This is a genomic window from Pseudoalteromonas sp. Angola-4 (assembly GCF_028599265.1).
Taxonomy (GTDB): Bacteria; Pseudomonadota; Gammaproteobacteria; order Enterobacterales; family Alteromonadaceae; genus Pseudoalteromonas; species Pseudoalteromonas atlantica.
The window spans coordinates 353,240-377,692 of the sequence record NZ_JAQREK010000003.1; the positions used below are offsets into that span (position 1 = coordinate 353,240).

General features: G+C 41.5%; 19 protein-coding genes. 3 read left to right on the top strand and 16 right to left on the bottom strand.

Translation table 11 applies throughout. The annotated features are described in order from the left end of the window. Positions 1-42: 42 nt before the first annotated feature. From PSH48_RS06315 to PSH48_RS06325, 3 genes are all read right to left on the bottom strand, one after another. Positions 43-1,017, bottom strand: coding sequence for a transposase (locus tag PSH48_RS06315; protein ID WP_273611138.1), 975 nt, complete (start codon positions 1,015-1,017; stop codon positions 43-45). Positions 1,018-1,532: 515 nt separating this feature from the next. Beyond that, complete coding sequence (locus tag PSH48_RS06320; RefSeq protein WP_007991288.1) at positions 1,533-1,943, bottom strand: hypothetical protein; 411 nt, start codon at positions 1,941-1,943, stop codon at positions 1,533-1,535. A 191-nt stretch (positions 1,944-2,134) separates the two neighbouring features. Then, entirely contained in the window at positions 2,135-2,380 is a 246-nt protein-coding gene (locus PSH48_RS06325; RefSeq protein ID WP_273611139.1) for a hypothetical protein, read from the bottom strand. Positions 2,381-2,618: 238 nt separating this feature from the next. Here PSH48_RS06325 and PSH48_RS06330 point away from each other — a divergent pair, with 238 nt between their 5' ends. Further along, positions 2,619-2,864, top strand: coding sequence for a phage integrase N-terminal SAM-like domain-containing protein (locus tag PSH48_RS06330; RefSeq protein ID WP_024032201.1), 246 nt, complete (start codon positions 2,619-2,621; stop codon positions 2,862-2,864). A 186-nt stretch (positions 2,865-3,050) separates the two neighbouring features. Here the strand turns inward: PSH48_RS06330 and PSH48_RS06335 are convergent, their stop codons facing one another. The 5 genes from PSH48_RS06335 to PSH48_RS06355 form a co-directional block, all read right to left on the bottom strand. Further along, complete coding sequence (locus tag PSH48_RS06335) at positions 3,051-5,306, bottom strand: acyl-CoA dehydrogenase (RefSeq protein ID WP_273611140.1); 2,256 nt, start codon at positions 5,304-5,306, stop codon at positions 3,051-3,053. Between the two features lie 265 nt (positions 5,307-5,571). Then, positions 5,572-6,600 carry a zinc-binding dehydrogenase gene (locus PSH48_RS06340; protein ID WP_264389844.1) on the bottom strand — a complete coding sequence of 343 codons (1,029 nt, stop codon included), beginning with the start codon at positions 6,598-6,600 and terminating at the stop codon, positions 5,572-5,574. A gap of 14 nt (positions 6,601-6,614) precedes the next feature. Continuing rightward, positions 6,615-8,024, bottom strand: coding sequence for a TolC family protein (locus PSH48_RS06345; RefSeq protein ID WP_273611141.1), 1,410 nt, complete (start codon positions 8,022-8,024; stop codon positions 6,615-6,617). Then, positions 8,017-11,169, bottom strand: a complete 3,153-nt coding sequence (locus PSH48_RS06350) for an efflux RND transporter permease subunit (protein WP_055253997.1) — start codon at positions 11,167-11,169, stop codon at positions 8,017-8,019. The genes PSH48_RS06345 and PSH48_RS06350 overlap by 8 nt, the downstream gene beginning before the upstream one ends. A gap of 9 nt (positions 11,170-11,178) precedes the next feature. Continuing rightward, entirely contained in the window at positions 11,179-12,345 is a 1,167-nt protein-coding gene (locus PSH48_RS06355) for an efflux RND transporter periplasmic adaptor subunit (protein ID WP_126008997.1), read from the bottom strand. Between the two features lie 120 nt (positions 12,346-12,465). On the opposite strand from PSH48_RS06355, the gene PSH48_RS06360 reads away from it, so the two are divergent. Next, entirely contained in the window at positions 12,466-13,404 is a 939-nt protein-coding gene (locus tag PSH48_RS06360; protein WP_004588705.1) for a LysR family transcriptional regulator, read from the top strand. 8 nt (positions 13,405-13,412) lie between these two features. Here the strand turns inward: PSH48_RS06360 and PSH48_RS06365 are convergent, their stop codons facing one another. The 7 genes from PSH48_RS06365 to PSH48_RS06395 all read right to left on the bottom strand — a co-directional run bounded on the left by PSH48_RS06365 (position 13,413) and on the right by PSH48_RS06395 (position 21,543). Further along, the gene (locus PSH48_RS06365) at positions 13,413-14,450 is read right to left on the bottom strand and encodes a GGDEF domain-containing protein (protein ID WP_273611142.1); all 1,038 of its coding nucleotides are present in this window, start codon (positions 14,448-14,450) and stop codon (positions 13,413-13,415) included. A gap of 143 nt (positions 14,451-14,593) precedes the next feature. Beyond that, complete coding sequence (gene moaA, locus PSH48_RS06370) at positions 14,594-15,565, bottom strand: GTP 3',8-cyclase MoaA (RefSeq protein ID WP_248461954.1); 972 nt, start codon at positions 15,563-15,565, stop codon at positions 14,594-14,596. A gap of 83 nt (positions 15,566-15,648) precedes the next feature. Then, positions 15,649-17,940: a xanthine dehydrogenase family protein molybdopterin-binding subunit gene (locus PSH48_RS06375; RefSeq protein WP_273611143.1), complete on the bottom strand. Its 2,292-nt coding sequence runs from the start codon at positions 17,938-17,940 to the stop codon at positions 15,649-15,651. 12 nt (positions 17,941-17,952) lie between these two features. Beyond that, a complete protein-coding gene (locus PSH48_RS06380) occupies positions 17,953-18,441 on the bottom strand; it encodes a (2Fe-2S)-binding protein (RefSeq protein ID WP_248443886.1) in 489 nt (162 codons plus the stop codon). Positions 18,442-18,635: 194 nt separating this feature from the next. Further along, entirely contained in the window at positions 18,636-19,244 is a 609-nt protein-coding gene (locus PSH48_RS06385) for a nucleotidyltransferase family protein (protein ID WP_273611144.1), read from the bottom strand. Between the two features lies 1 nt (position 19,245). After that, positions 19,246-20,265, bottom strand: a complete 1,020-nt coding sequence (locus tag PSH48_RS06390) for an XdhC family protein (protein WP_273611145.1) — start codon at positions 20,263-20,265, stop codon at positions 19,246-19,248. Positions 20,266-20,682: 417 nt separating this feature from the next. After that, on the bottom strand, positions 20,683-21,543 hold the full coding sequence (locus tag PSH48_RS06395) for a DUF6279 family lipoprotein (protein WP_273611146.1): 861 nt from the start codon (positions 21,541-21,543) through the stop codon (positions 20,683-20,685). 597 nt (positions 21,544-22,140) lie between these two features. Between PSH48_RS06395 and PSH48_RS06400 the strand changes: the two genes are divergently transcribed. Continuing rightward, positions 22,141-22,866: a tetratricopeptide repeat protein gene (locus tag PSH48_RS06400; protein WP_024032214.1), complete on the top strand. Its 726-nt coding sequence runs from the start codon at positions 22,141-22,143 to the stop codon at positions 22,864-22,866. Between the two features lie 71 nt (positions 22,867-22,937). On the opposite strand, the gene PSH48_RS06405 is transcribed toward PSH48_RS06400, so the two are convergent. Then, positions 22,938-24,356: a coniferyl aldehyde dehydrogenase gene (locus PSH48_RS06405; protein WP_273611147.1), complete on the bottom strand. Its 1,419-nt coding sequence runs from the start codon at positions 24,354-24,356 to the stop codon at positions 22,938-22,940. Positions 24,357-24,453: the final 97 nt, after the last annotated feature.

A 24,453-nucleotide genomic window follows, 5' to 3' on the forward strand; every position in this document is an offset into this window, starting at 1 on the left:
TCCTACATTATGTAGTTGGAGTGCTCAAAAAGTGATTAGGCTCTAAGCGAATAACTTTGCGCAGTTACTTATATTCGCTCGCCGCTTTCGGTTTAAGTTTTCGCAATACCCTTCTTGTGAGGCAGGCCTGCCCAGTGCACCATGAAATACGCGCGTAAATTGTGTGGTGAGTTTTAACCAGTTTTCTGATGATATATTAAGCCTTTCTAGTAAAGGAAGGGTCATATTATCTATATGCCCGTGCTTATCCTCTCGCATTACTCGCCCTGTTAGCTCAACAAGTTCAAGGTACGATTTAAGCTCAAACGGCAGCCCTTTAGGCATTACTTGACGTGACATGCCTGCAAAGCGAAGTAGTTGTTTTGGCTGCTTGCCTTCTTTTGCACATATTAAGCGTACTTGAGCGCTGGCATGGTCTGACTCTTCTGGCGTGTTAGCCATCTTGGCTCTAATGGGGTTTAAATCGACATAGGCCATACTCGCTGCAAGTGCTGCTTCATCAAGGAGTGCTTGCGATTTGAATCTCCCCTCCCAAAACCTTCCTGTGCAGTTATCTTCTATATTTGCTCTACGCGCTATATTTTCATTTAATAGGCGCATAAACCAGCTGATACTTGCTAAACGTTCTCGGTATTGTTTTACCGTTTGATTGAAAAAGATGAGTTTAACTTTACTTAGCTTCTCGCCTTGTATGTATTTTTGCGTTAACAATGTGCCTTGACAGAGTTTATGCCAGCGAATAACAATCGCTTTATCATTCAGCCTATTTGCTTTTTTATCATCTACATACAGTACTAAATGGGTATGATTGCTCATTACGGCATAAGCGCACACATCAATACAAAATACCTTAGCTAATTCACCCAGCTTATCTTCAACCCATCCTCGTCGATGCTCGTAAGATTGACCAGTGAAACGGTCTTCGCCACATAAAAATGCACGACGAACACACCGTGAAATACAGTGATAGTATTTTGTATCAACCAAACTTACTTGTCGCTTTCTTGCAATTGCCATAAGACACTCTGCTTGTTTTTTACACTAAATAAAAGCTAGCCTCTAATTGCGTTAAGTACAAAATTTAAGATGGGTGTCTTGTTTATTATTGGTACTTGTTATGTAACGCTACCACGATACGTGACCTAAGGCTTCTTTGTACGACGCCAACGCTTTATAAATTGCCAATTTAACTCGAAGTTTTTTGATAAATACCTGATAACAAAAGACAGGCAACAACCAGAAAGCTACTAGAGCGAGTTGAATAAATAAAAGGACAAATACAAATTCGTTGAAAATGCCGTCAGCTATAAAGAAAACCAATACAAAAAAATTAACGATAACAAAAAGCCAAATAGCCCACCGAGCATCTTTAACCAATTGGCGTAATTCTGAAGTTTGACTCTCAGAGTGCATCACTTTCCCTAGTTACATAACGCCACCTTAAGCGGCAAAAAATTGTTTGCTAAAATGTTGAACGAAGTGAAAACAGCAAACTGTTTTTTGTCCGTTTGAAGGTCTTGTTATATGCCGTATTATGCTAAGATATCAACCTTCCCATTTAACTGTTTACCGTCAAGATCTTTAAATTTACTTAAAACACCTGATAAAAAGTCAGTATTCTCACCAATGCTTTTTTTAAAATCTATAGATTTTTCAACTTGCCCAATTAAGTCTACTTTGATTTTACCTATTTTTTCGGGATCATTATTATATTGTTCAAGTACATTTAATGGTATAAATGGCACTACATCAAGTAAAGCACTTTCCCCTGATTTAATTAATGTATTAATTTCATCAATTGATATGTTTCTCATATCAATCTTTGTAGGTTGTGAATTATTTTGGTTTATGTTTTTTTCTACAGCAATAGATTCAGTCGGCATTTTATTGCCGCTAGCTGCTGTCGTAATGGAATAGTTTTGCCCTACATTTAAAATATTCATATTAATTCCTCATGTATTAATAGATATTTGATATTAATGCAAAAGGTGCACCATGTTAGATATTATACTAATGACTATTTTAGGCATATAACGCCCATTTAAGGGGCTGATAATTGTTTGCTAAAATGTGTAGCGTAGCGAAACCGAGCAAACTGTTAGCAGTCCCGCTTTAAATTCTTGTTATGTGTATTTTATTTAGGACCGTGAGTAAATAACAAATATTTGGGAGCATAGCCTTTAAAGGTAACACTTCCAGAAATGTGCAACATAATGCCAATAACCGTAAAACCAATTAAAAAGCCAAACTCAAACTTCTCGGTAAATAATGCGAAAGTTAAACCTAAAGCTCCGAATAGCGAACAGGTAAAAATAATTGACGCTAATATTCGAATAAATAAACCTAATTTTTGAACATCAGTCTTTGTAGGATACTTCATAATCTAGATACACATAACAATTTTGTCTACGACATTTGTCGTTTTATAAACCGACAAATGTCCATATATTACAATGCATTTATCTTAACCATCAAATAAACACCTGTAAACAATTAGTTAACTGAAAATTATTTTTATTCAGTGCGAAAATACACCGAAATGGTGGAGATCAGTAATATTGGACAAAACAATATGCACTGTCTATATATACAGTTAAATTTTGCTAGAGATTCATATCATGAAATCACCTTTTTTAACTATGATAGCCGAACAAATGTATCTAAAGCATTATGCTAAAAGTACCATTAAAGCGTATTTATACTGGATAGCTTCGTTTATTCGTTTTAACTCTATGAGGCACCCAACAACGATGGGAGATAATGAGGTCGAACTTTTTTTAAATCATTTAGCCAACCAACAAAATGTTGCTCCTAATACTCAAACACAAGCCTTAAATGCGTTGAGCTTTTTATTTAAAGTATAGAAAATAAACTAAACAGCTACTCTAATTGAACAAGCAAAACGACCATCAAATGAGCTACCATTAGCCCTGCCTCTAAATTACACACATAAAAAAGCCCCGCTTGGTTTTAAACAAACGAGGCTCCACACTAATTTTTTATTCAAGAATAAAAGCGCCGATACAGCGGGCGCTTTGCATCATTGAATTTTATTGATTAACTACACTTTTAAGTGGGTTAACTGGTTGTGCGTTGTCATCTAATAAGTTCATGTCAAAGTCGAACTCATCAACGCGAATCGCTTTTTCACGCTTTTTGTTGTAATCAATTAGTTGCGCATGTTCATCCGCAGTAATTACATTTGCCGCTAATGCGTTATCTAGCGTAATGGCAAAACGTGTACCTGGTTTAATCGTTTTAGCGCGCAGCGCTTTTTTAACTTTGGCCAGTTCAACAAGTGATGCCATTTTAGCTTTATAAGCTTGCTCGTTAATGTGATGACCGTCGCCTTCTACAGGCTTAACTAAATGCGTAATTTGCGCTTTAAATGCGGTATCAAGCTGTGCTTGTTTTGCTAATTCACGAATTAAGTCGTCGCTAATTTTTGGCATTTTAGTTGAGTAGTTCATTGTTACAAAACGAATAAACTTACGAGTACCACTTGCAGGGAAGTTATCTAAAAACTTATGCAGTGCTTCTTCAGCGCTTTGTAGTGCAAAACGTGTCGCATAGTGGAAGTACGGCGCTGCTTGCTCGCGCTCGCTGCTTGCTACTTTTTGCTCGTAATACTTAATTGATGCCATTGCCGCGTATAAAAAGCTCATTACATCGCCTAAACGTGCTGATAGCATTTCAGCCTGCTTTAACTTACCGCCAAGTACGAGTAACGAGAAGTCAGCATACACTGCTAATTTTGCAGATAGTTTATGCACGGCTTTTTCGTATTCACGTACTTCTGGTAATGCAGAGTTTGCACTTGCAGTAAATGGTAAAACACCTAAACGGAACGCACGTAAGCTATTTGCTGTGCTGTAACCAATTGTTTTACGCAAAATGCCGTTAAACTCTTTATCTGCACCTTTATCTTCACTATGGATTGATTCAACCATAGATTGTAAATAAGGGTGACAACGCATAACACCTTGACCAAAAATCATCAGGTTACGTGTAAGAATGTTCGCGCCTTCTACTGTAATTGCAATAGGCTGTGCTACGTAACCGCTTGCAAGGGTATTTTGTGGGCCATTTTGAATCGCTTTACCCGCTTGAATATCCATTGCAGAGTCTAATACGTCGCGGCCAAGCTCGGTCATGTGGTATTTAGCTATTGCTGTAACAACCGATGGTTTTAAGCCCATGCCTAGGCCTTCAGTTGTCAGTACGCGCATTGCTTCTTGAAGGTATGTTTTACCTGCAATGTCTGCTAGTTTTTCTTGAATACCTTCAAATTGACCAATTGCTAAACCAAACTGCTCACGCACTGCTGCGTATTCAGATGCTGATTTAAACGCCACTTGTGATGTACTTACACCTAGTGCAGGTAATGAAATACCACGCCCTGCGCCTAAACAGCTAACCAGCATTTGCCAACCACGACCGATGTTTTTCTGGCCACCAATAATAAAGTCCATTGGTACAAATACTTTGTTACCACGTGTAGTACCGTTATAAAAACGAATACCCATTGGGTCATGGCGGTTGCCAAGCTCTACACCTGGGTGATCTTTAGGAATAAGCGCACAGGTAATACCTAAGTTTTCTTTGCCGCCTAGTAAACCTTCTGGATCCACTACTTTAAATGCTAAACCAAGTACCGTAGCGATTGGTGCCAGTGTGATATAACGCTTATCCCATGTGATCTCAAGGCCAAGTACTTCTTCGCCGTTGTACATGCCTTTGGTGACAGTACCAATATCTGGAATGCCACCAGCATCAGAGCCCGCCTCTGGGCTTGTTAGCGCAAAACATGGAATATCTCTGCCGTTTGCTAAACGTGGTAAGTAATGCGCTTGCTGCTCTTGTGTACCAAAGTGCAGTAATAATTCACCTGGGCCTAAAGAGTTAGGAACCATAACAGTTACCGCTACTGCAGAACTTTTTGTCGCAATGGTTGCCACAATAGTCGAGTTTGCATAAGGGCTAAACTCTAAACCGCCAAACGATTTAGGAATGATAAGCGAGAAAAAACGCTCTTTTTTCAAAAATTCTAATATGTCATCTGGTAAGTGAATACCGTTTTGAATAACTGAATCGTCAATCATGCCTAGTAGCTCTTGTACTGGGCCATCTAAGAATGCTTGCTCGTCTGCACTTAGGCTAGCAGCTGGCACATCGCGTAGTGCGCTAAAATCTGGCTTACCTTGATAGATAGACCCTTCTAGCCACACATCACCCGCGTCTAGCGCTTCTTGTTCAGTGATTGAAATACTTGGTAATACTTTTTTTAATTTTGTACGTAAACTCATGATTGAACTCATCCGACCAGATAAATAATACCTACATTACGTCATAAAAATCAGTTTAGATCAATTACTCTATTCAATTAATTAACAGTTTTTTCAATTTATTTTCTTTACGGTGACGTAAACTGTTGAAAGTAAAAGGCTTACACTTGTGCGCTGAAATACCTCTATTTGGCAACAATTAATCCCTATACTCATAAAAAGCTATTTTTTAGGCATAAAAAAACGCAGCCACTTGGGCTGCGTTTTTAAAATAAGGTGGGCAACGTTAACTACTTATTTGCACAACGTGTTTGCCTGTAAAGCCACCCGCTATTTGGTTATTTAAGGCAGCACTGACTGAGTCAGCAGTAAAGTCAACCGCAGTGATTGCCGGTGTTTTAATATCGCCCGATAGCGCGCCTTCAAGCAATAAATTACCCATAAAACTTAAGCGTTGCTGTGCACATAAACTATTGGCAAGCCACGCACCACCAATAGATACCACGCTAATATTAGGCGCTCGGTGGTACATTAAATCTTGATCAAAATGAGGCAGCGAGTTTAAACACGAGATACGCCCGCAAAAACGCATTAATTCAATATTTCTAAGCGTTGATTCACCGCCCATGGTATCAATTACCGCATCAAACCCTTGTGGGCCAAGCTCGCGGCGAATTTTGTCGCGCAACTTTTTGTCGTTATAATCAAATACCACATCGGCACCTAGCTGCTTTACCAGCTTGTGATTACGCTTTGAAGCGGTGGTAAATACATCGGCACCGCGTTGTTTAGCATATTGAATGGCAAACTGCCCTACCGCACCAGAGCCACCTTCGATTAGGATTTGGTCGCCCTCCGTAATGGCAATTTTATCTAAGCTAATAAGGGCGGCCATACCAGCGCACGGTAACGTAGCAGCCTTTGCAGGGCACAACCCATCGGGCACAACCGATACAGCAAAATTAGGTACCGTGGTGTATTCACTCAGTACCCCTTGCTTACCTATATTGGCATGCCACATTACTCGTTCGCCAACCCCAGGAAACACACCTTTGTTAGCTTTAACTACCACACCAACGGCGTCTAGGCCTAAAATATGAGGGTATTGCCACTTACAAAATCCCGTTTTAGCAAAATAGGCATCAGCAGGATTAAGGCCTACATACTCAAGCTTTACCAACAATTCGTTGTCGGCGCACTCGGGTATATCAACCTCAACATCTTGCAAGCGTATTTGCTCATCTGGTTGTGATAAAACAATAGCGCGCATTGTTTGTAAGGGGCTGCCTTGATGTGATAATTCAGTATTGCTCATTCAATTAACTCTACCTATTTTGTACTGCTCAGTGCATAGCTCCATTGGCCGTTAAATGCCTGATAAGCATTCACTTTAGCAAGCAATGTAGCAATAGTTGTGTCAACAGCGTTTTCTTGTGCCATTAAAACATCCTGGCGTGCATCTAACAACTCTAAGTACGGTATTTGGCCTTCTTCGTACATCGCCTGTGCTTGTAAAAATGCTTTATTTGCAAAGCCATAGCGCTGTTTAGCATAACGCTCTTGCTGTTGTTGATTGACCAACATTTGCAATGAAAGTTCACTTTGAGTCACCGCATTTAATACTATTTGCTGATAGTCGCTGTAGGCAGCTTCACTTAAAAACTGCTGTGCGTCGCGCTGAGCAAGGAGTGCGGGGTAACTTAATATTGACCATTGCAACTGGGGGGCTACTTGCCATTGCTGATCAGTATTTTTTAAGCCCGTGCTGTCTATGCTCACTACGCCTGCAAAGGCTGATAAGCTAATATCAGGTAGTAAGGCTTTACTTGCCGCCACACTTAAGCTGTTGGCTTGGCTAAAATCATACAATGCACGGCTTATATCAGGGCGAAGGGCAATGGCGCTATTGGCATTTTTAAGCGCAACGCTAAAGCTTTGCTCAAGCAGGTTTTGCTCATTGTCTATCGCAATGTCTTGCGCAAGCTTACCTGTAAGCACCGCTAAAGTAGATAAGTCGCTGTATTTAGCATACTCAATAACGGGCATTAGGGCTTCTTGCTGCCTAAGCTGTGCCATCGTACGGTTTAGGTCAAGCTCGTTGGCAACGCCTTCATCTACACGTGCTTGAAGTACCTCAATGCTTTGCTCTAATGCGTTAATTTGCATGGCTATAATGTGTTGTTTTTCAACATTACCTTGATAGCTTACAAACCCTTTAACAACAGACGATACCACTTCAATTTGCAGTGAACGTACTTGCTCGGCTTGGCTCATGGCTGATGCATTTGCAGCATCAACCAAAGCCGTAATACGGCCAAATAAATCTAACTGCCAATCAAGCGCTATGTTAGCACTCGATTGACGGTCAAACACACTCGGTGCATCGCTTCGTGCTGCGCCAATATTTACCCCGCCTTGGGGTAAATATTGCGCTTTTTGCTCACCAAGTCGGGCAAGGGTACTTTTAAGCGTTAATTGGCTTGTTTGCAAATTGTAGTTATTGGCAAGTGCGCTATTAACCAAAGCATTTAGCTGCTTTGATTCTAATTTGTGCCACCAATTTGTTTCATCTGCTGTGGCAACATTGCTGGCAATATTTGCTTGAGCTACAAAATCGTTAATAGCGTTTTGCTCGCTTTGTGTATCTATTTTGCTAGCGCAACCAGATAAAAAAGCAGCCACTAACACAGCACTTAGCGTTAAGCGCGTTTTGATAGGTTTAGCGATAAAATTAGTCATGCGATAACCCCTTTGCTTTTTGCTGCTTTTTCACAACTAACATATAAAACACAGGTGTAAATAATAAGCCAAACACCGTTACCCCTATCATGCCTGCAAACACCGCGTTACCCATTGCGTGGCGCATTTCGGCGCCTGCACCGGTTGCAAGTACCAAAGGTACAACCCCTGCTGTAAAGGCAATTGAGGTCATTAATATTGGGCGTAAACGCATACGACACGCCGCTAATATTGCCTCAAAGTGCGTTAACCCACCGCCGTGTTGGTCGCGGGCAAATTCTACCATTAATATGGCGTTTTTAGAGGCAAGTGCCACCAGTACAATTAATGCAATTTGAGTAAATATATTATTGTCTGAGCCTACAAACCACACACCTAATAGTGCTGAGAAAATAGTCATCGGTACAATTAATATTATGGCCAGTGGCAAACGTAAACTTTCGTACTGCGCAGCAAGCACCATAAATACAAGCAACACAACTAATGGGAATACATAAACCATAGTGTTACCTGCAAGTACTTGTTGGTACGTTACTTCTGTCCACTCGTACTCAATACCTGTTGGCAGATTGTCGGCTAATATTGTTTCAATAGCAGTTTGTGCCTGATCAGAGCTATAACCGGGGGCTGGACTGCCGTTTAGTTCTGCACTTGGGTAACCGTTGTAATGCATTACACGGTCAGGCCCTATTGTTGGTGTAACTGTAAGTACCGAGCCAAGCGGCACCATATTTCCTGCACTGTTACGTACTTTTAGGTTAAGGATTTGCTCAGGATCAAGACGAAAATCAGCATCAGCTTGCGCATTAACCTGATAAGTACGACCAAACATATTAAAGTCATTCACATACACAGAGCCTAGGTATATTTGCAATGCGTCAAATACTTCATCAAGAGGAATACCTTGAATAAGCGCTTGCTCGCGGTCTATGTCAATATCCATTTGCGGTACTTGAATACGGAAACTTGAATATAAGCCCATTAACGCGGGGTCTTGCTGCGCCTTACCAATAATGGTTTGCAAACTATTAAATAGTGCATCAAAGCCTTTATTTGCTCTATCTTCAATTTGCAGCTTAAAGCCACCTGTTGTGCCTAAGCCTTGAATTGGTGGCGGCGGAAATACAGCCACAAACGCTTCATCAATAGCTGCAAAACGCTGGTTTAGCTGCGCAGCAATTGCCATCGCTGATTGACTAGGGTCGGTACGTTTATCAAAGCTCTCAAGTGGCGTAAATACAATGCCGCTATTTGGGCTATTAGTAAAACCGTTTACCGATAAGCCTGGAAACGCCACGGTGTGTGCAACGCCTGGTACTTCTAATGCTATTTTTTGCATTTGCGAGAGCACATCTTCGGTACGGTCTAAACTGGCTGCATCTGGCAGTTGCGCAATCGCAACTAAATATTGCTTATCTTGCTGTGGAATAAAGCCACCGGGTACGGTATCAAACAATTTAATTGTACCGCCCACCAGCGCAACATAGGCCACCATAACAATAACGCTCATACGTATAAGCTTTTGTACCAGCTTTTCGTAGCCTTTAGCACCACGGTCAAACACGCGGTTAAACGGTTTAAATAACCACGCACCAAACAGTTTATTAAGTAAACGTGTGAATGCATCTGGTTTTGCATCGTGCGATTTTAATAATAATGCCGATAGCGCAGGCGATAGGGTTAAGGAGTTAAACGCCGAAATAACAGTCGAAATAGTAATTGTTAGTGCAAATTGCTTATAAAACTGACCCGATAAACCGGTAATAAATGCAGTAGGAATAAATACCGCACACAGCACTAACGCTATCGCAATAATTGGCCCGGTTACTTCGCTCATAGCAACACGTGTTGCCTCTAAAGGCGAAAGCCCTTGTTCTATATTTCGCTCTACGTTTTCAACAACAACTATCGCATCATCAACTACAATACCGATTGCCAGTACCAAGCCAAACAGCGAAAGTGTATTAATAGACACGCCTAGCCATTGCATTACAGCAAACGTACCAATTAACGAAATTGGCACCGCAATCAATGGAATGATAGACGCGCGCCACGTTTGTAAAAATACAATAACCACAATTACAACTAATACAATGGCTTCAAGTAGCGTTGCTATAACCGCATCTATTGAACCACGTACAAACACAGTGGGGTCGTAAACAATGTCGTACTCAACCCCTGCCGGAAAATCTTGTGATAAACGCGCCATGGTTTCGCGTACTTGATCAGAGAGCTCAATTGCATTTGAACCCGGACGCTGAAACACTGGCATTGCAAGTGCTGGCTGGTTATCAAGCTCTGCACGAAGTGCATAGGTATCTTGGCCTAAATCAACGCGGGCTACATCAGACAAACGCGTTAATTGCCCCTGTTCGCCCACTTTAATAATGACCTTTTCAAACTCTTCAACACTGTTTAAACGCCCTTTTACGTTTAACAAAATTTGAAATTGGCTGTCGTTAGAAATTGGCTGTGCACCTAAGCTACCCGCTGCAACTTGCTGATTTTGCGATCGCAAAGCAGCCACAACATCGGTGGCTGTAAGCTCACGCGCTGCTAATGCATCTGGGTTTAACCACACACGCATAGAGTACTTACCACCGCCAAATAAACGAATATCGCCTACACCCGGTAAACGGGCAATTTCATCTTTAATATGAATGTCGGCATAGTTAGATAAATACGCTGTGTCGTGGCTGTTTTCAGGCGAGTATAAATGCACCACCATGGTTAAATCGGGTGATGATTTTTCGGCTACTACACCTAAGCGCTGCACCTCTTCGGGCAAACGTGGTAATGCACTGTTTACACGGTTTTGTACTTGTACTTGTGCACGGTCTAGGTCGGTGCCTAATGCAAACGTTACCGTAAGTGTCATGCGGCCATCACTGGTACCTTGAGAAAACATATACAGCATGTTTTCGGTGCCGTTAATTTCTTGCTCAAGCGGCGTTGCCACAGTTTGCGCAATAACGGTTGGGTTAGCACCTGGGTAATTTGCTGTTACCACAACAGTAGGTGGCACAACTTCTGGGTATTCACTTACAGGAAGTTGAAACAGTGAAATACCACCAGCAATTAAAATAACCAACGACAGCATGGCTGCAAAAATTGGTCGCTGAATAAAAAAGTGTGAAAATTTCATCAATAAACCTTATTGCTTAGCCATTAGCTGCGCGTTGTCGTTTGACAATGTAAAAGCCACGCCGCTTGTATCAATTGTTACTGTATTTGGCGAAATTGGCATACCTGGGCCTACACGTGCAGGGCCATTTACCGCAATAACATCGCCTTCGTTTAGGCCAGCAGTAACAGCGCGTAACGCACCATAGCGCTCTCCTACTTCTATTAATTTGTATTCAAGCACGTTGTTTTCGCCAACGGTTAACACAAAGCGATTTTTTAAATCGGTGCCAATAGCACGCTCAGGAATAATTACTTTTTCGCTCACTTCGTTTGCTGCCAATTTAACGCGAGCAAAAGAACCTGCACGTAATTGATTGTTGTCTTGTTCAAATACCGCACGTACACGTAAAGTACCCGTTGCTGAATTAATTTGGTTATCAATAAAATTAATATAGCCTTGGTAAGCAAACTCTTTTTGCCCTACTTTTTGCATAACAACTGTTTGGCGGCTTTGTGCGGTTACATCGTTAAAGGCGCTATTCCAAGTACGCTCATCAACATCAAAGTAGGCATACATCGCTTTATTAGAAACAATTGACGTTAATACACTTTGACCCGCTAATACGTTATTACCTTTGGTAATATTTGCGCGTGAGATAACACCATCAATCGGCGAAACTACTGATGTAAATTCTAAATCGAGCTTTGCAGAGGTAAGCTGTGCTTGCAGCGCTGCCAGTTGTGCTTCGCGCTGGCGAAGCGTTGAGGTACGCGCCTGTGCTTGTTCTGTTGAAATAGCTTTACGCTCTAATAAGCGCACTGCTCGTTTGTCTTCACTTTTAGCTTGTTCAAGTGCAGCTTCTGCGCTGTGTATTTGCGCTTCTAGGCTTGCTACAACTGCTGCAAAAGGGCGCTCGTCAAGTTGAAACAACACATCGCCTTGCTTAACAACATCACCTTCTTTAAATTCAATGCTATCAATCACCCCAGATACACGCGGCATCAGCGCAACTTCTTGCGGCGATTCTAAACGCGTGGTGTAAGTGTGCCAGCTTTGTACTGGTTTAATTAAAACTTGTGCTACATCTATAGGTTGTAATTGTTGTTGCTGCGCATTTGGTGCGCTCTCATCGGCACAGCCCGCTAAGGATAGAGTTGCCGCAGCTAATGCAGCAGCAATTAAATGTTTATTCATGAAGACGCTCCTTTATTTATTTACCTGGCATGTTACGGACTATACTTGCGGACAAAAACCATAGATTTATAAATTCATTAATGCCAAAATGGCATCAATAGCATTTATTGGGTGATCATAATGGATACAACAAGCCGGCTTTTAATGCTGCTTGAAGTGGTAGAACAAGGCTCTTTTGCCAAAGCTGCAGAAATAAGAAACATAGACCGCTCTGTTATATCTAAACAAATCAGTCGATTAGAGGACGAGCTAGGCGTTAGGTTATTAAACCGCACCACCCGTTCGTTTTCGTTAACGGCGGCGGGCGCAGAAATGATTAAAAAAGCGTCAGAGCTAAGAGAGCTACTTGGTGAAACCGTACGTATGGCCGAAAACTACCACTTAGAGCCACGCGGTGTGTTAAAGGTTACCTCGTCAACATTAATTGGTCGGCGTTATTTACAACCTGTGCTTAACGACTTTCAAAAACGTTTTCCACAAGTAGAAGTAGAGCTGCGCCTCGACGATAGGCTAGTTGATATTGTATCTGAAGGTTTTGATTTAGCATTTAGAATTGGTGAGCCTAAAGACTCCTCATTAATTGCCCGTAAAATTGCCCGTAACAGGCTGCTTATTGTAGCCGCCCCTGAATTTATAAAAACCTATGGTATGCCACAAACCATAGAAGAGCTGGTGCAGTTACCCGCTGCAAGTTATGCAAGTAACGCTATGCGCGTAGAAACCATAGATTACTACGATAGTAAAGGTGAGCCGTGCGAGCTAAAAATAAAAAGCGTGTACAGAGCAAACGACGCTGAAGTACTGCTAATGAAAGCTATTTCAGGGACTACCTACTTTGTTGCGCCAGCATTTATTATCGATAAAGAAATTACACAAGGTCAATTGGTGCCCATTTTAACGGATGTTAAGTTAAAAGAGTTTAGCCATATGTATGCGGTGTACCCACACAGAGACTTACCGGTAAGAACACGTTTATTTTTTGATGCAGTGAGAGAATACCTAGGTAAAGACAAACCAATTTGGGAAAACAACATCCCAAATTTTGAGCAAATGTACTAGCCTCATAATTAGGCTATTTGGGGCTTTTCAATCAGGTTGGCATTTGCTTGAAAGTACACTTTATTGCGGCCATATTCTTTTGCTTTATACAGTTGTTTATCTGCTTTAATTACAAACTTTTCAAGCGTGTCGCCTTGGCGATACTTAACAACGCCTATACTGGCAGTTACATTTATTTTTAGCCCATCAATCTCAAATGCCGTATTGTTGAGTTTTTCTCTTATGGTTTCGGCCATTGCCAATGCATCACTTTGTGACGCAAAAGAATGTAGTAAAGCAAACTCTTCCCCGCCTACTCTAAATACATACCCTTTTGCCAATACAACCCTTAATAAAGTGGCGACTTCAATCAGCACTTTATCCCCTACTGCGTGGCCATGGGTGTCGTTAACCTGTTTAAAAAAGTCTAGATCGAGTAAAAACAAATAAAGTTGCGACTTATCTTTAAGCTCTACTGCAAAATAATGGTTCATTGATAAACGGTTTGCAGCCCCGGTAAGTGGGTCTAACAAAGCAAGATTTTTTAACCGCTTAGATGATAAAGCACGGCTACCTTCAAAAACATGAGAAATAGCCCAAATACTGATATAAACAAAGGCAAGATTTAAACTGAAATTAAGCGTAGTTAGAGGAAGTTGCGATGATTTTGTTACTAATATGGCACCTTGAAGTACAAAGAGCAAAGCCGATAATACAATGCCATAACGCTTACCTAGCAACAGGTAATACAACACAGGTAACGCAAACGACCACACATACAAACCATTTATTGGCTTTGCTAAATAATTACCTAATACAATAACAAAGGTGACAAATATGCACATAACAACAGATTGCCATACTTCGAGTGCGTGTGTGTTTAATCGGTGGTAGGTGTAGGCACAAAATACAGTGAGCGCTATTTCTAAATAGCCTAATAACGCAAAGTTATTTAAAAAAATATTAAACGCAGCAAAAAACAATGAGACAAAACCAAAACACAAGCACATCCATTTCAGAACGTTTCTTCTTAATGATTTAGTACTACTAAGTGCTGCTATATCCATTCAAAAAACTTAAAATAATAAAAAATTCAGTGTAACCTTAAAATTAAATATAACAAGTAGCTAAATAGGTAAAAACAGTCATTTTATTAAACTGTGTAGCGAAAACAGTAAACTCAGTAGCGAATTACACTACATTTATGCCTTTACCCACCTAACATAGATAAGTTTGTAGTGACCCCGGTGTTACCTTGGTGCAATAAGTGCGTTGGTTTTTTTGTTTTTATGTAACGCGCTAACTGATCAATTAATGCCTGATTAGTGTTATCACTCATGTATTCTCTAAGTGATATACCCTGCTCAGAAAACAAACATAAATGCAGTTTCCCCAGTGATGAAATTCTTAGCCTGTTGCAGGTAGCACAAAAGTCATTACTGTAAGGCATAATTAACCCTATTTTGCCTAAATAATCAGGGTGGTAAAACTCTTGCGCAGGCCCCGCCGTTACATCGCGTATAATGGGCTGCCAACCAGCGCGAAGCAACTGCTCTTTTATGGATTGCCCCGATATATGGTTAGCATCAAAAAATGCTTTATTGTCGTTTGTTTGCATTAACTCAATAAAGCGCATCGTTACGGGCCTGTGCTTTAAATAGGCTAAAAAAGGTTCAAGGGCACGACCATTGTACTGTTTCATTAGTACGCTATTTATTTTTACTGAATCTAAGCCGCTCTCTAGGGCCGTGTCTATGCCTTGCATAACCGTGGCAAACTTATCGTTGCCGGTAATGGTATTAAACATACGTGGGTCTAGGCTGTCGATGCTAACATTTATTGCATTGAGCCCTGCGTGTGCCCAATCTTTAACATGTTTATGCATTGAGTAACCATTTGTAGTGGCGGCTATTTTGGTAATACCTTGGGTGTCTTTTGCCGCACGAATTACATCTATAAAATCTTTTCTGAGGGTTGGCTCACCGCCAGTAATGCGTAACTTTGATATGCCATGATGAGCAAAGGCGTTTACGGTATTGCTAATTTCGTTAAGTGAAAGAAAGTCTCGGTCGTGATCGCATTGATAACCATCCGGTAAGCAATACACACACTTAAAATTACATACATCAGTAATAGATAAACGTAGATAACTAAATTTTCGCCCTGCTGGGTCGACTAGCATAAAAAAGCCTTTAACATTTAATAATTCATCGCTAAGTTCAAAGCACGTAAAGCCTGTGCCTTACGCGCTTTGTTAGCACTTAACTAGGCCGTAAGACCTGCTTTAAGCTCATTGGGTTTCATGGGTAAATTACGTAACCGCACACCAACTGCATTAAATACCGCATTTCCAATAGCTGGCGCAACCCCAATTACTCCAGGCTCACCTAAGCCCATTGGAAACTCATCACTTTGTACAAACTCTATGTCCATATCGGGCACATCTTGCATTCTAAGTGGTAAGTAAGTGTTAAAGTTAGTGGCTGCTACTTGTCCGTTTTGGTAATTATTTGATTCATGTAACGCAAGGCTTGTGCCCCACAATAACGAACCTTCAAGCTGGGCTAGTGCACCATCAGGGTGAACAATTAAACCTGCATCTACCACGGCGTAAAGCTTCTTAAGCGTAATTTTGCCATCGCTTTTATTTACGTTCACATGGGCTGCTGTGGCAATCCACGCTGGCATATTACGCTCTTGGCCTGAACTTACTGAAAAACCAATGCCTTCATTTTCACCCAGCTTAACATTTGCGACCTTCGCTGACACTTTTTTAAGTACCGCATTTAAGCGCAGCGCTCCGCCCACGCTTTCAGGGGCTTTACCTGCTTGTTTACCTTTGCCATCGAGCATTGATAAACGAAACTCAACCGGATCAATCCCTTGTTTGTGCGCTATTTCGTCGATAAAAGACTCTAGGCTCCATGCTATCCAGCCAGGTCCTACCGAGCGAAGCCAACCAGGGGTAAATGTGCTTTGCGCTAATTCGTTATTAATTGCGCGGGCACGGTGGTTATCCATGCTGTACCAGTGATCGGCTCCAGAAGCTGAAAATGCATCAAACTTACCTTTGCCATCAACCCCTGGTGATAAAAAGCCTGGTGCCATTGCTTTTGTTGGCCAACCTGCTGCAAAAGCATGCTCCATTGCACTGAGCTCGCCATTTTCATTAAACGAAGCTGTTAATTTAGCTGTAGAGGCAGAGCGTGATTGATCAAATAAGCTATCATCTGCGCGCGTAAATACCAGTTTTACGGGTTTGCCAATCGCTTTCGCTGTTAATGCTGCAGGCACAGTCCAATCACCAAACAAGCGACGCCCAAATCCACCGCCTAAATAATAAGGACGAATGATAACGTTATTTTGTTCAACCTCTAACGCCTTGGCCAATGCAGGTAATGTTAAAGACTGCCACTGATTACCGGTATGGATAATCCACTTGTCTTGTTTAAACTCTGCCACCGCGTTAAGCGGCTCTAATTGATAATGGCTTGCTGTTGCTGTGGTGTACAGTGACTCAAGAGACTGCGTTGCCTCAGCCTGCATTTTAGCGGTATCACCTTCATTAACAAATAAGGTGCCAGCGTTGCTATCGTTACATAATTTTTCGCCGAGGGATTGAATATCGGCCTCTGTAACATTAGCTGTTTGCCCTTTTTTATAGGTTACTTTTAGCGCATCTACCGCTTTAATAGCACTGGGGTAATTGTCAGCTAAAACCACCACCCAGCCTTGTACGGTATTACTCGGGTCGTTTAAAATCTCAAACCCTTTATAGCCTTTTATTGCTTTTGCAGCGCTATCGTCCACCTGTGTCACTTCACTACCATAACGTGTTGGTGGGATCACAGGGCGCGCATACACCATGCCTTCAAGCTCTACATCTATACCGTATACGGCAGTACCATTTGTTTTTGCCGGAATATCAAGCGCTTTAAAGTCTTGTTTTAAACCCGTTAAGTGGCGTTTATTGGCAGGCTTTAACGGCAGTTTTGCAACTTCTTCACTGCTAAAGGTACGGTTAAACTCACCATTTTTAACAATATCGGCATAACTGAGCGATTTATCGCCTGCAATTATGCGCCCTTTACTTGCGTGGCACTGCTCAGGCTTAACCCCCAGCATACTAGCTCCAGCGTCTATAAGGGCTATACGCCCCGCAGCGCCAGCTTGTGAAAGCGGCTTAAAGCTTTGAAATACAGACCACGAGCCACCTGTAACCATGTAGCCCCACTTTTCGTGCGTATCTACATACGTGATTGATACTTTATCCCAGTCGCACTCAAGCTCATCTGCCACAATACGCGCTAAGGCGGTGCCTACGTGCTGGCCCATTTCAGCTTTGGCAATACTAACGACTACTTCACCTTGCTGGTTCATAGTCCACCAAATTGTGGGTGAAAACGATTGTTGTGCAATCGACTCTTTGGCGCTAAGTTCACCTGAAAATAAAGCCGGAGCAAATGCCATAACCAGGCCAGCAGTTGCTGTACTAATCATAAAAGAGCGACGGTTTAAATCTACGGTTTCGGTATTTTTTTGAAATAGTTTTTTCATTGTCGGCTCCAGTTACACGTCTAGCTCTTTGGGGTTAAACATTTGTACTGCACTTTGCGATTCATCAGCTGCACGTTGTATAGCCGATTTAATACGCTTGTACGCCATACAGCGGCAGTAGTTGCCATTCATATGATTTACTATTTCTTGATCTGTTGGATTTGGGTTGTCTGCTAATAACGTAGCAGCTTGCATAATTTGCCCAGATTGACAGTAACCACACTGAGGTACTTGCTCATCGACCCACGCTTTTTGCAGCGGATGCTCATTATTGAGCCCTTCAATGGTCGTAATGTTTTTTCCTGCCACTGCGCCCACGGGTAATACACACGAGCGCGTTGCTTGCCCATCTAGATGCACTGTACATGCACCGCACATAGCAATACCACAACCAAACTTAGTTCCTTTTAACCCTATTTCATCGCGAATAACCCACAGCAAAGGTGTATCTGCACTTGCTTGCGATTTAACCTCTTTGCCATTAACTGTAAACGTCACCATAGCTTGCCCCTTGATTAAGCCTAAATAAAATTAAAGTAACGCATGACCCATACACGTTACTTTTTATACCACCGTACGTTGAAACTATTACGCTTTGCATTGCAGCGCACATTTAAAATGCGCGCTGGCATAACTGTTAAAAATTTAATCTCGTTTTAAACGTTTAACCTAAAGTTTAGGCTATATTTTTTAGTTTATTCGCTTACAGTTAGGTTGTTGTTATTATTAATAAACTGCTTTAATTGCTGTTGAGTGTCGATATCTGTGCTTGCCTGCTTAAGTAAAATGGTATTAACGTCAACCTGTGTATCGCGCAGCAAATGTTGAGCGCCTTTATCACAATTTAGCGCTGCGAGTGTTTTAAAATCACAGGCAGGAAATACAGCAGGTACGCCAAGGCGTTCGCCATAATCAGCGCACCAGCGCGAGGGGTTGTTGTTAAAATGAGTAATTAAAGTATTTATGTGTGTAGCACTAAGCTCAACCTGATCCGCCAGCATAAATAAAATCCCCTCTAATGAGTGCGCCTTACTTATAGTGTGTGTTGCCAGCGCAATGGATTTTCCTAAGCCTATTTGCCAGTATGGGTTATGCAGTATTTCAACATTGTTATAGCCACGTAACGCATCTTCAATTTGCGCATGCCAAGCACCGCTAATAACGTATATGGGTAATGTGTCATTACCTTGTAAGGTATCTACGGCGCGGCAAATCATTGGTTTATTACCTACATCGGCTATAAGCTTACAGCCGTTAAAGCGCGACGATTGCCCAGCGGCTAAAATAACCTTTGCTACGCGCACCTTAGTTGCCCCAATTACTTAACGATGTAGCATCTTTATTAGCAAATACCGCATGAATTTCGCTAATGAGCGACAAAGCTATGCTCTCTGGCGAGTCGCCTCCCAAATTAAGCCCAACAGGACCAAATACAGGCGCTACTACCTTATTTACCGTTGTATTTGCATGTTCAAACACTTGCGCTCGGCGATGTGTAGGCCCCAGTAATCCCATGTACTTTAGTTGGCTTTGCTCAAGTGCGGCTAACGCCTGTGAGTCAAGCTCTACACTGTGGGCCATTAAAACAGCGGCATCCACTTTGTGCTGTTCGCAAAATTGTTTAAGCTGCGTAGCTGGGCAACGCAAAATATTATCGGCCTGCTTAAAGTAGTCTCTTTTAGCATTTGCAGCTCGGCTATCCCATACACTTACCATCCACCCGAGTTGTTTAGCAAACGCGTATACCGGTATCGCATCAGCGCCACCGCCAACAATTAATAAATGTGCGCTGGGGTAAATAGCCACTTCTAAACGTTGGACTTTATCTTGCTCTAAAAGCGCTGCTTTGCGGTTTAAAGATAAGTTGTGCTGCTGCGCCACGGTTTTAAAAACGCCAGACCCCTTTGCCACTAAAGGTTTAATTTGCTGTGTATAGTGCCCCGATTGCTTATTTTTAAGCGCATTAAACATGCTATCTAGTTGTAAGTATTCGTTTTTACTATTAACGCTTTGCAAAATAATATGCACCACACCACCACAGCCAATTCCTAGCTGAAATGTTAAGTCGTCTTCATCGGTTGCATCGTAGGTAATAGTTTTAGAATGTAATGAGGTCATAACCTGTTTAGCGTGGCGCTGAATATCAGCCTCTAAACAGCCACCCGAAAGCATGCCTAAGCGCTGGCCAAGGCTCGAAATAAGCATCATCGCGCCCAATTTTCGATAGCTAGACCCTTCAATTTGGTACAAGGTTGCGAGCACCCATTGTTGTTCATCACGAAGCGGATACCACGTATTGAGCATTCCTTTTAAATCAGTAACCATAAACTGCAGCCATTACAAACCTTAATATGCGCGCGTTTTAATTATCACCATGGTGTCGCTTTGCTTCATTTGTTAGATATAACGAGGATAATCAAGTAACAAATAAGTGAGAAGCGTACGTGATATATTTTAAAATCGATCAGATAGGACGTTATTAAATATGAAATATTATCTTAGCATTTATCGAGGGCGAGGTGACCTGTGTGGATTGAAATTTTTCACTCTAGGTGCAATTAAATCGCCTTCAAAGGCTTTGCCCTGACTAAAAACCAAACGCCCTGTTGTAAATTCATCCACCGCAGTACGCCTCGCGCTAACTTCCTTAATAAGCGTAAAATTTATAAAAAGTTACACATGCTTAATTAGCAAACAATACGTTAGCTTTTTGGCTAATGTGAGCCTTAGCTTAAATAAGCATTAATCTTCAATTAAATCGGTGAGCGTATTAATTAGCTCATCAAACTCATTATTTACACTCTCGCGTTGCTGCTCACTCAATGTGGTATTTAGCTCAATAAGTAGGTTTACATAGAGCGCTAAGTTTGCATCATTACTGGCTAATAACTCTTCGCTCATATACGCTTCTCGCTGTGTAATTACATAGCTTAATTGTTTTACAAATTCAGCCTCACTGAGCGCTTTATTTAAAAGTACTTGCTGCGCTGCATTTAAACGCGTTTGCTTGTACTGATGCCAAAGTAATGAAGAGTCATAATGAGCATTGTTAGCTTGGGTAATAAGCTGCGTTTGCACAGGGGTTAACTTTCCTAGCCATTGTTTGTAGTAATCGAGCTGCCTTTCTAGGCGTTCGCTTTTGCGCTCCTGCGCTGTTAATTCAGTAAACTCTTCGTATTCTTCGTTAATTTGCGTTTGGATATTAGCAATAAGCTCTTCGCGCTGCGCATAAGAAAGCGTAAGCCCTAACTGCGCGAGCGGTATATGCGCATGTTCAAGAATGTTTTGAAAATGAGCTCTGGCCAATACCACTTGCGACTTTAATTGCTGATAGTCTAACTGCTGATTAAATAACACTTTTAAATTTAGGATATCTTGCTTGTAGGCGGGTAATTGCGTGGTGCGGTGCCACTGCTGGGTTGTGTTAATAATACTTTTGAGTTGCTTGTTTTGCTGCTTATTTAGGTCAATGTAGTCATCTACCCAAAACGACGAAAGCCACGTTAAGTTATTATAAGTAAACGAAGCCGAACAACTACACAAAATGAGCAGACTGAGCGCAATGGCTACGCGCGAAACTTTTATATTTTTTATTTTAAACATGAAATCCTCAACTAACGCTTTCTCTCAAACTCTCACATAAATACGCAAAGATGTTAATTTATTTTAATTGATAATAATTATTATTTACTGTTGACACGCTGTCAAATCTAAATAATAATTAATCGCATAAACAAAGTGTAACGACCTCAGTGCCCAAGGAAGAAATACAGCATGGATGCTGACATTTTGTTTTAAGCGCGTGACTGCTTAATGGCTATTATTTACTCGACCCAAGTAATAGCATAAAAGTTCATCTCTACTTGCTACATTGCTCATATTAGTGACGGTTAATATGACATTAAAAGCGCAGGCCTTGGCTTGCGCTTTTTTACTGCTTTAAATTTTCTGTAATATCTGTATCTTACGCTTATAAACAGCGCATTATTAGCAATATAATTGCTTATTTAAGCTATAATTACCACAACAGCTTGGCTAAGTGTTAAACGAGCATATAATCACCAAAGCGTTAGTATTTCACTTAACCGCAAGCACTTGCACCATTTTATACGTGGCTATTAAATAGTAAGTACAAAGTGTTGCAATAAAACAGGTTTTTATACATACACATTGCAACTATTACCTATTGGAGACATGGCTATGTCACAGTTTAATTTAAAAGCATTAATACTCACTGGCGTTTTGCTTTCAAGCCCATTTGCACATGCAACTCTTGAAGACGGTATAAGAGCTGCCAACGAAGGCGAGTTTGCGACGGCACTAAAAGAATTTGAATATTTAGCTGATAAAGGCTTTGCCCCTGGTATTTACGAACTAGGTAAACTTTACGAGGGCGGCTATGGTGTTACACGCGACTACTTTAAAGCGGCAGAGCTTTATAAAGAAGGCGTTAAAAAAAATCACGCTGACTCAATGTTTGCGCTAGCGGTTTTATACGATGAAGGCAAAGGCGTAAAGCTTGATAAGCAAATGGCGGTTACGTTATTTGAAAAAGCAGCGAAAAAAAACCTCCCCGCCGCACAATTTAATTTAGGTGTTATGTATGCAAATGGCGAGGGCGTAACGCGCGATTATAAACAAGCCAGAACGTGGTACGAAAAAGCTGCTGCTAATAACTACTCACTGGCGCAATTTAATCTGGCGCTCATGTATTTTGAAGGCCTAGGCATGCCAAAAGACTTAGAGAAGTCGTATGTGTGGAACACCATTGCAGAATACAACGGCAACATGCAAGCAAGCCATAGCCGTAAGCTAGATGAGCGTAAAATGCTACCTAAAGAAATAGAAGAAGCAAAAGAAAAAGCCGACAAAATCTACGAAAAAATACTCGCAGGCACGTACGCCGGTGAAGGTCGCTTATTTTAATTTTCGCCTAGCTAAACCAAAGCGTTACACAAGGGCAAATGCATCTCGCATTTGCCCTTTTTTATACCCATTTACTTAATATATAAAAATTTAAGCAACTTAATAATAAGGTTGCTCTGTTTGAGTAAAAGCGCGGTACGCGGGTTAAACGTGCTAGACACCAAGGTGTTTTTTGCATGACTAAAGGTTAAAAACCCTTCTTTACCATGATAATGCCCCATTCCTGAATGCCCAACGCCACCAAATGGCACATCGTCTGCTGTCACCTGCACTAAGGCATCGTTTACAGCAACTGTGCCGCTTAATGTTTGCTCCATGATGTAATCTTGAGCGTGCTTATCTTGGCCTAAAATATATAGCGCTAAAGGGTGATTATGCGCTTTTATGTAGCTAATTGCCTCATCGAGCTTTTCGTAGGTTTTAATAGGCAAAATGGGGCCAAATAACTCATCTTGCATTAACGTCATATCATCGCTAGGTGCGGTAACAATATGCAAACCCATTCTATGCTTTTGTTTATCTTGCTGGTTTTGCTCTAGCGGCTTAATAACTTGCGCACCTAACTGCTGTGCTTGTGTTAAATACCCTTCTAAGCGAGTGTAATGCGCATCGCTAATAATTGACGTTAAGTTTTTGCCTTCAACCCCGTCTTTAAAGTGCTTTTTATAAAGCTCGCACAATTGCTGCACCAACTGATGCTCAAGGGCCTTAGGCACAAATACATAATCTGGGGCTACACAAATTTGCCCCGCATTAGCCATTTTACCAAACAATAATGTTTGCGCTGCTTTTTTAATATTAGCTTGCTCAGTAATGATCACCGGCGACTTACCACCAAGCTCTAAGGTAACAGGAGTTAAATTTTCGCTGGCCGCTTTCATAACCAGCTTGCCCACTGACGTTGAGCCAGTAAACAGCAGATGTGCAAATGGCATTGCAGAAAACTCACTCGCTACATCGCTTGCCCCTAACACCACTTTACAGTGTGCTTGTAGCTCGTCTGCAAATATTTTTTCGATGACTGCATTAGTATGCGGGGTAAACTCGCTGAGCTTAAGCATAACTCTATTACCCGCAGCAATGGCGGTAATAACAGGCACTAATGCCAATTGTATGGGGTAATTCCAGGGTGCAATCACGCCAACTACACCAAGTGGCTGGTAAGTCACACTCACTTTTGATGGCCACAAACTTAAGCTAGTTGAGCGCTTACTGGGTTTCGCCCATTTTGGCAATTTTTTAATAATGTGCGCTAAGCCCTGAACCGTTGGCAGAATATCGCCAAGTAACGTATCGAACGCGGTTCTGTAGCCAAAGTCTTTTGATGCTGCATCGATAAGCGCTTGTTCATTACTAACAATGCGTTTGTGCAACGTTTTTAATAATACGATACGCTTATCTATCGGGAGGTACGACTGGGCTAAAAAGCTATTTTGCAGCTCATTAAACGTATCGCTGAGTGACGGTGTGTGTGTGCTATCAGTATCCAAAAGGTGCTACTCGTGTATCATTTTGCTACGACTATAACGCCGTTCTGATTTTCGAGCAATAACACTAACTATCTAAAAATTACCGTTTTTGTAGGAA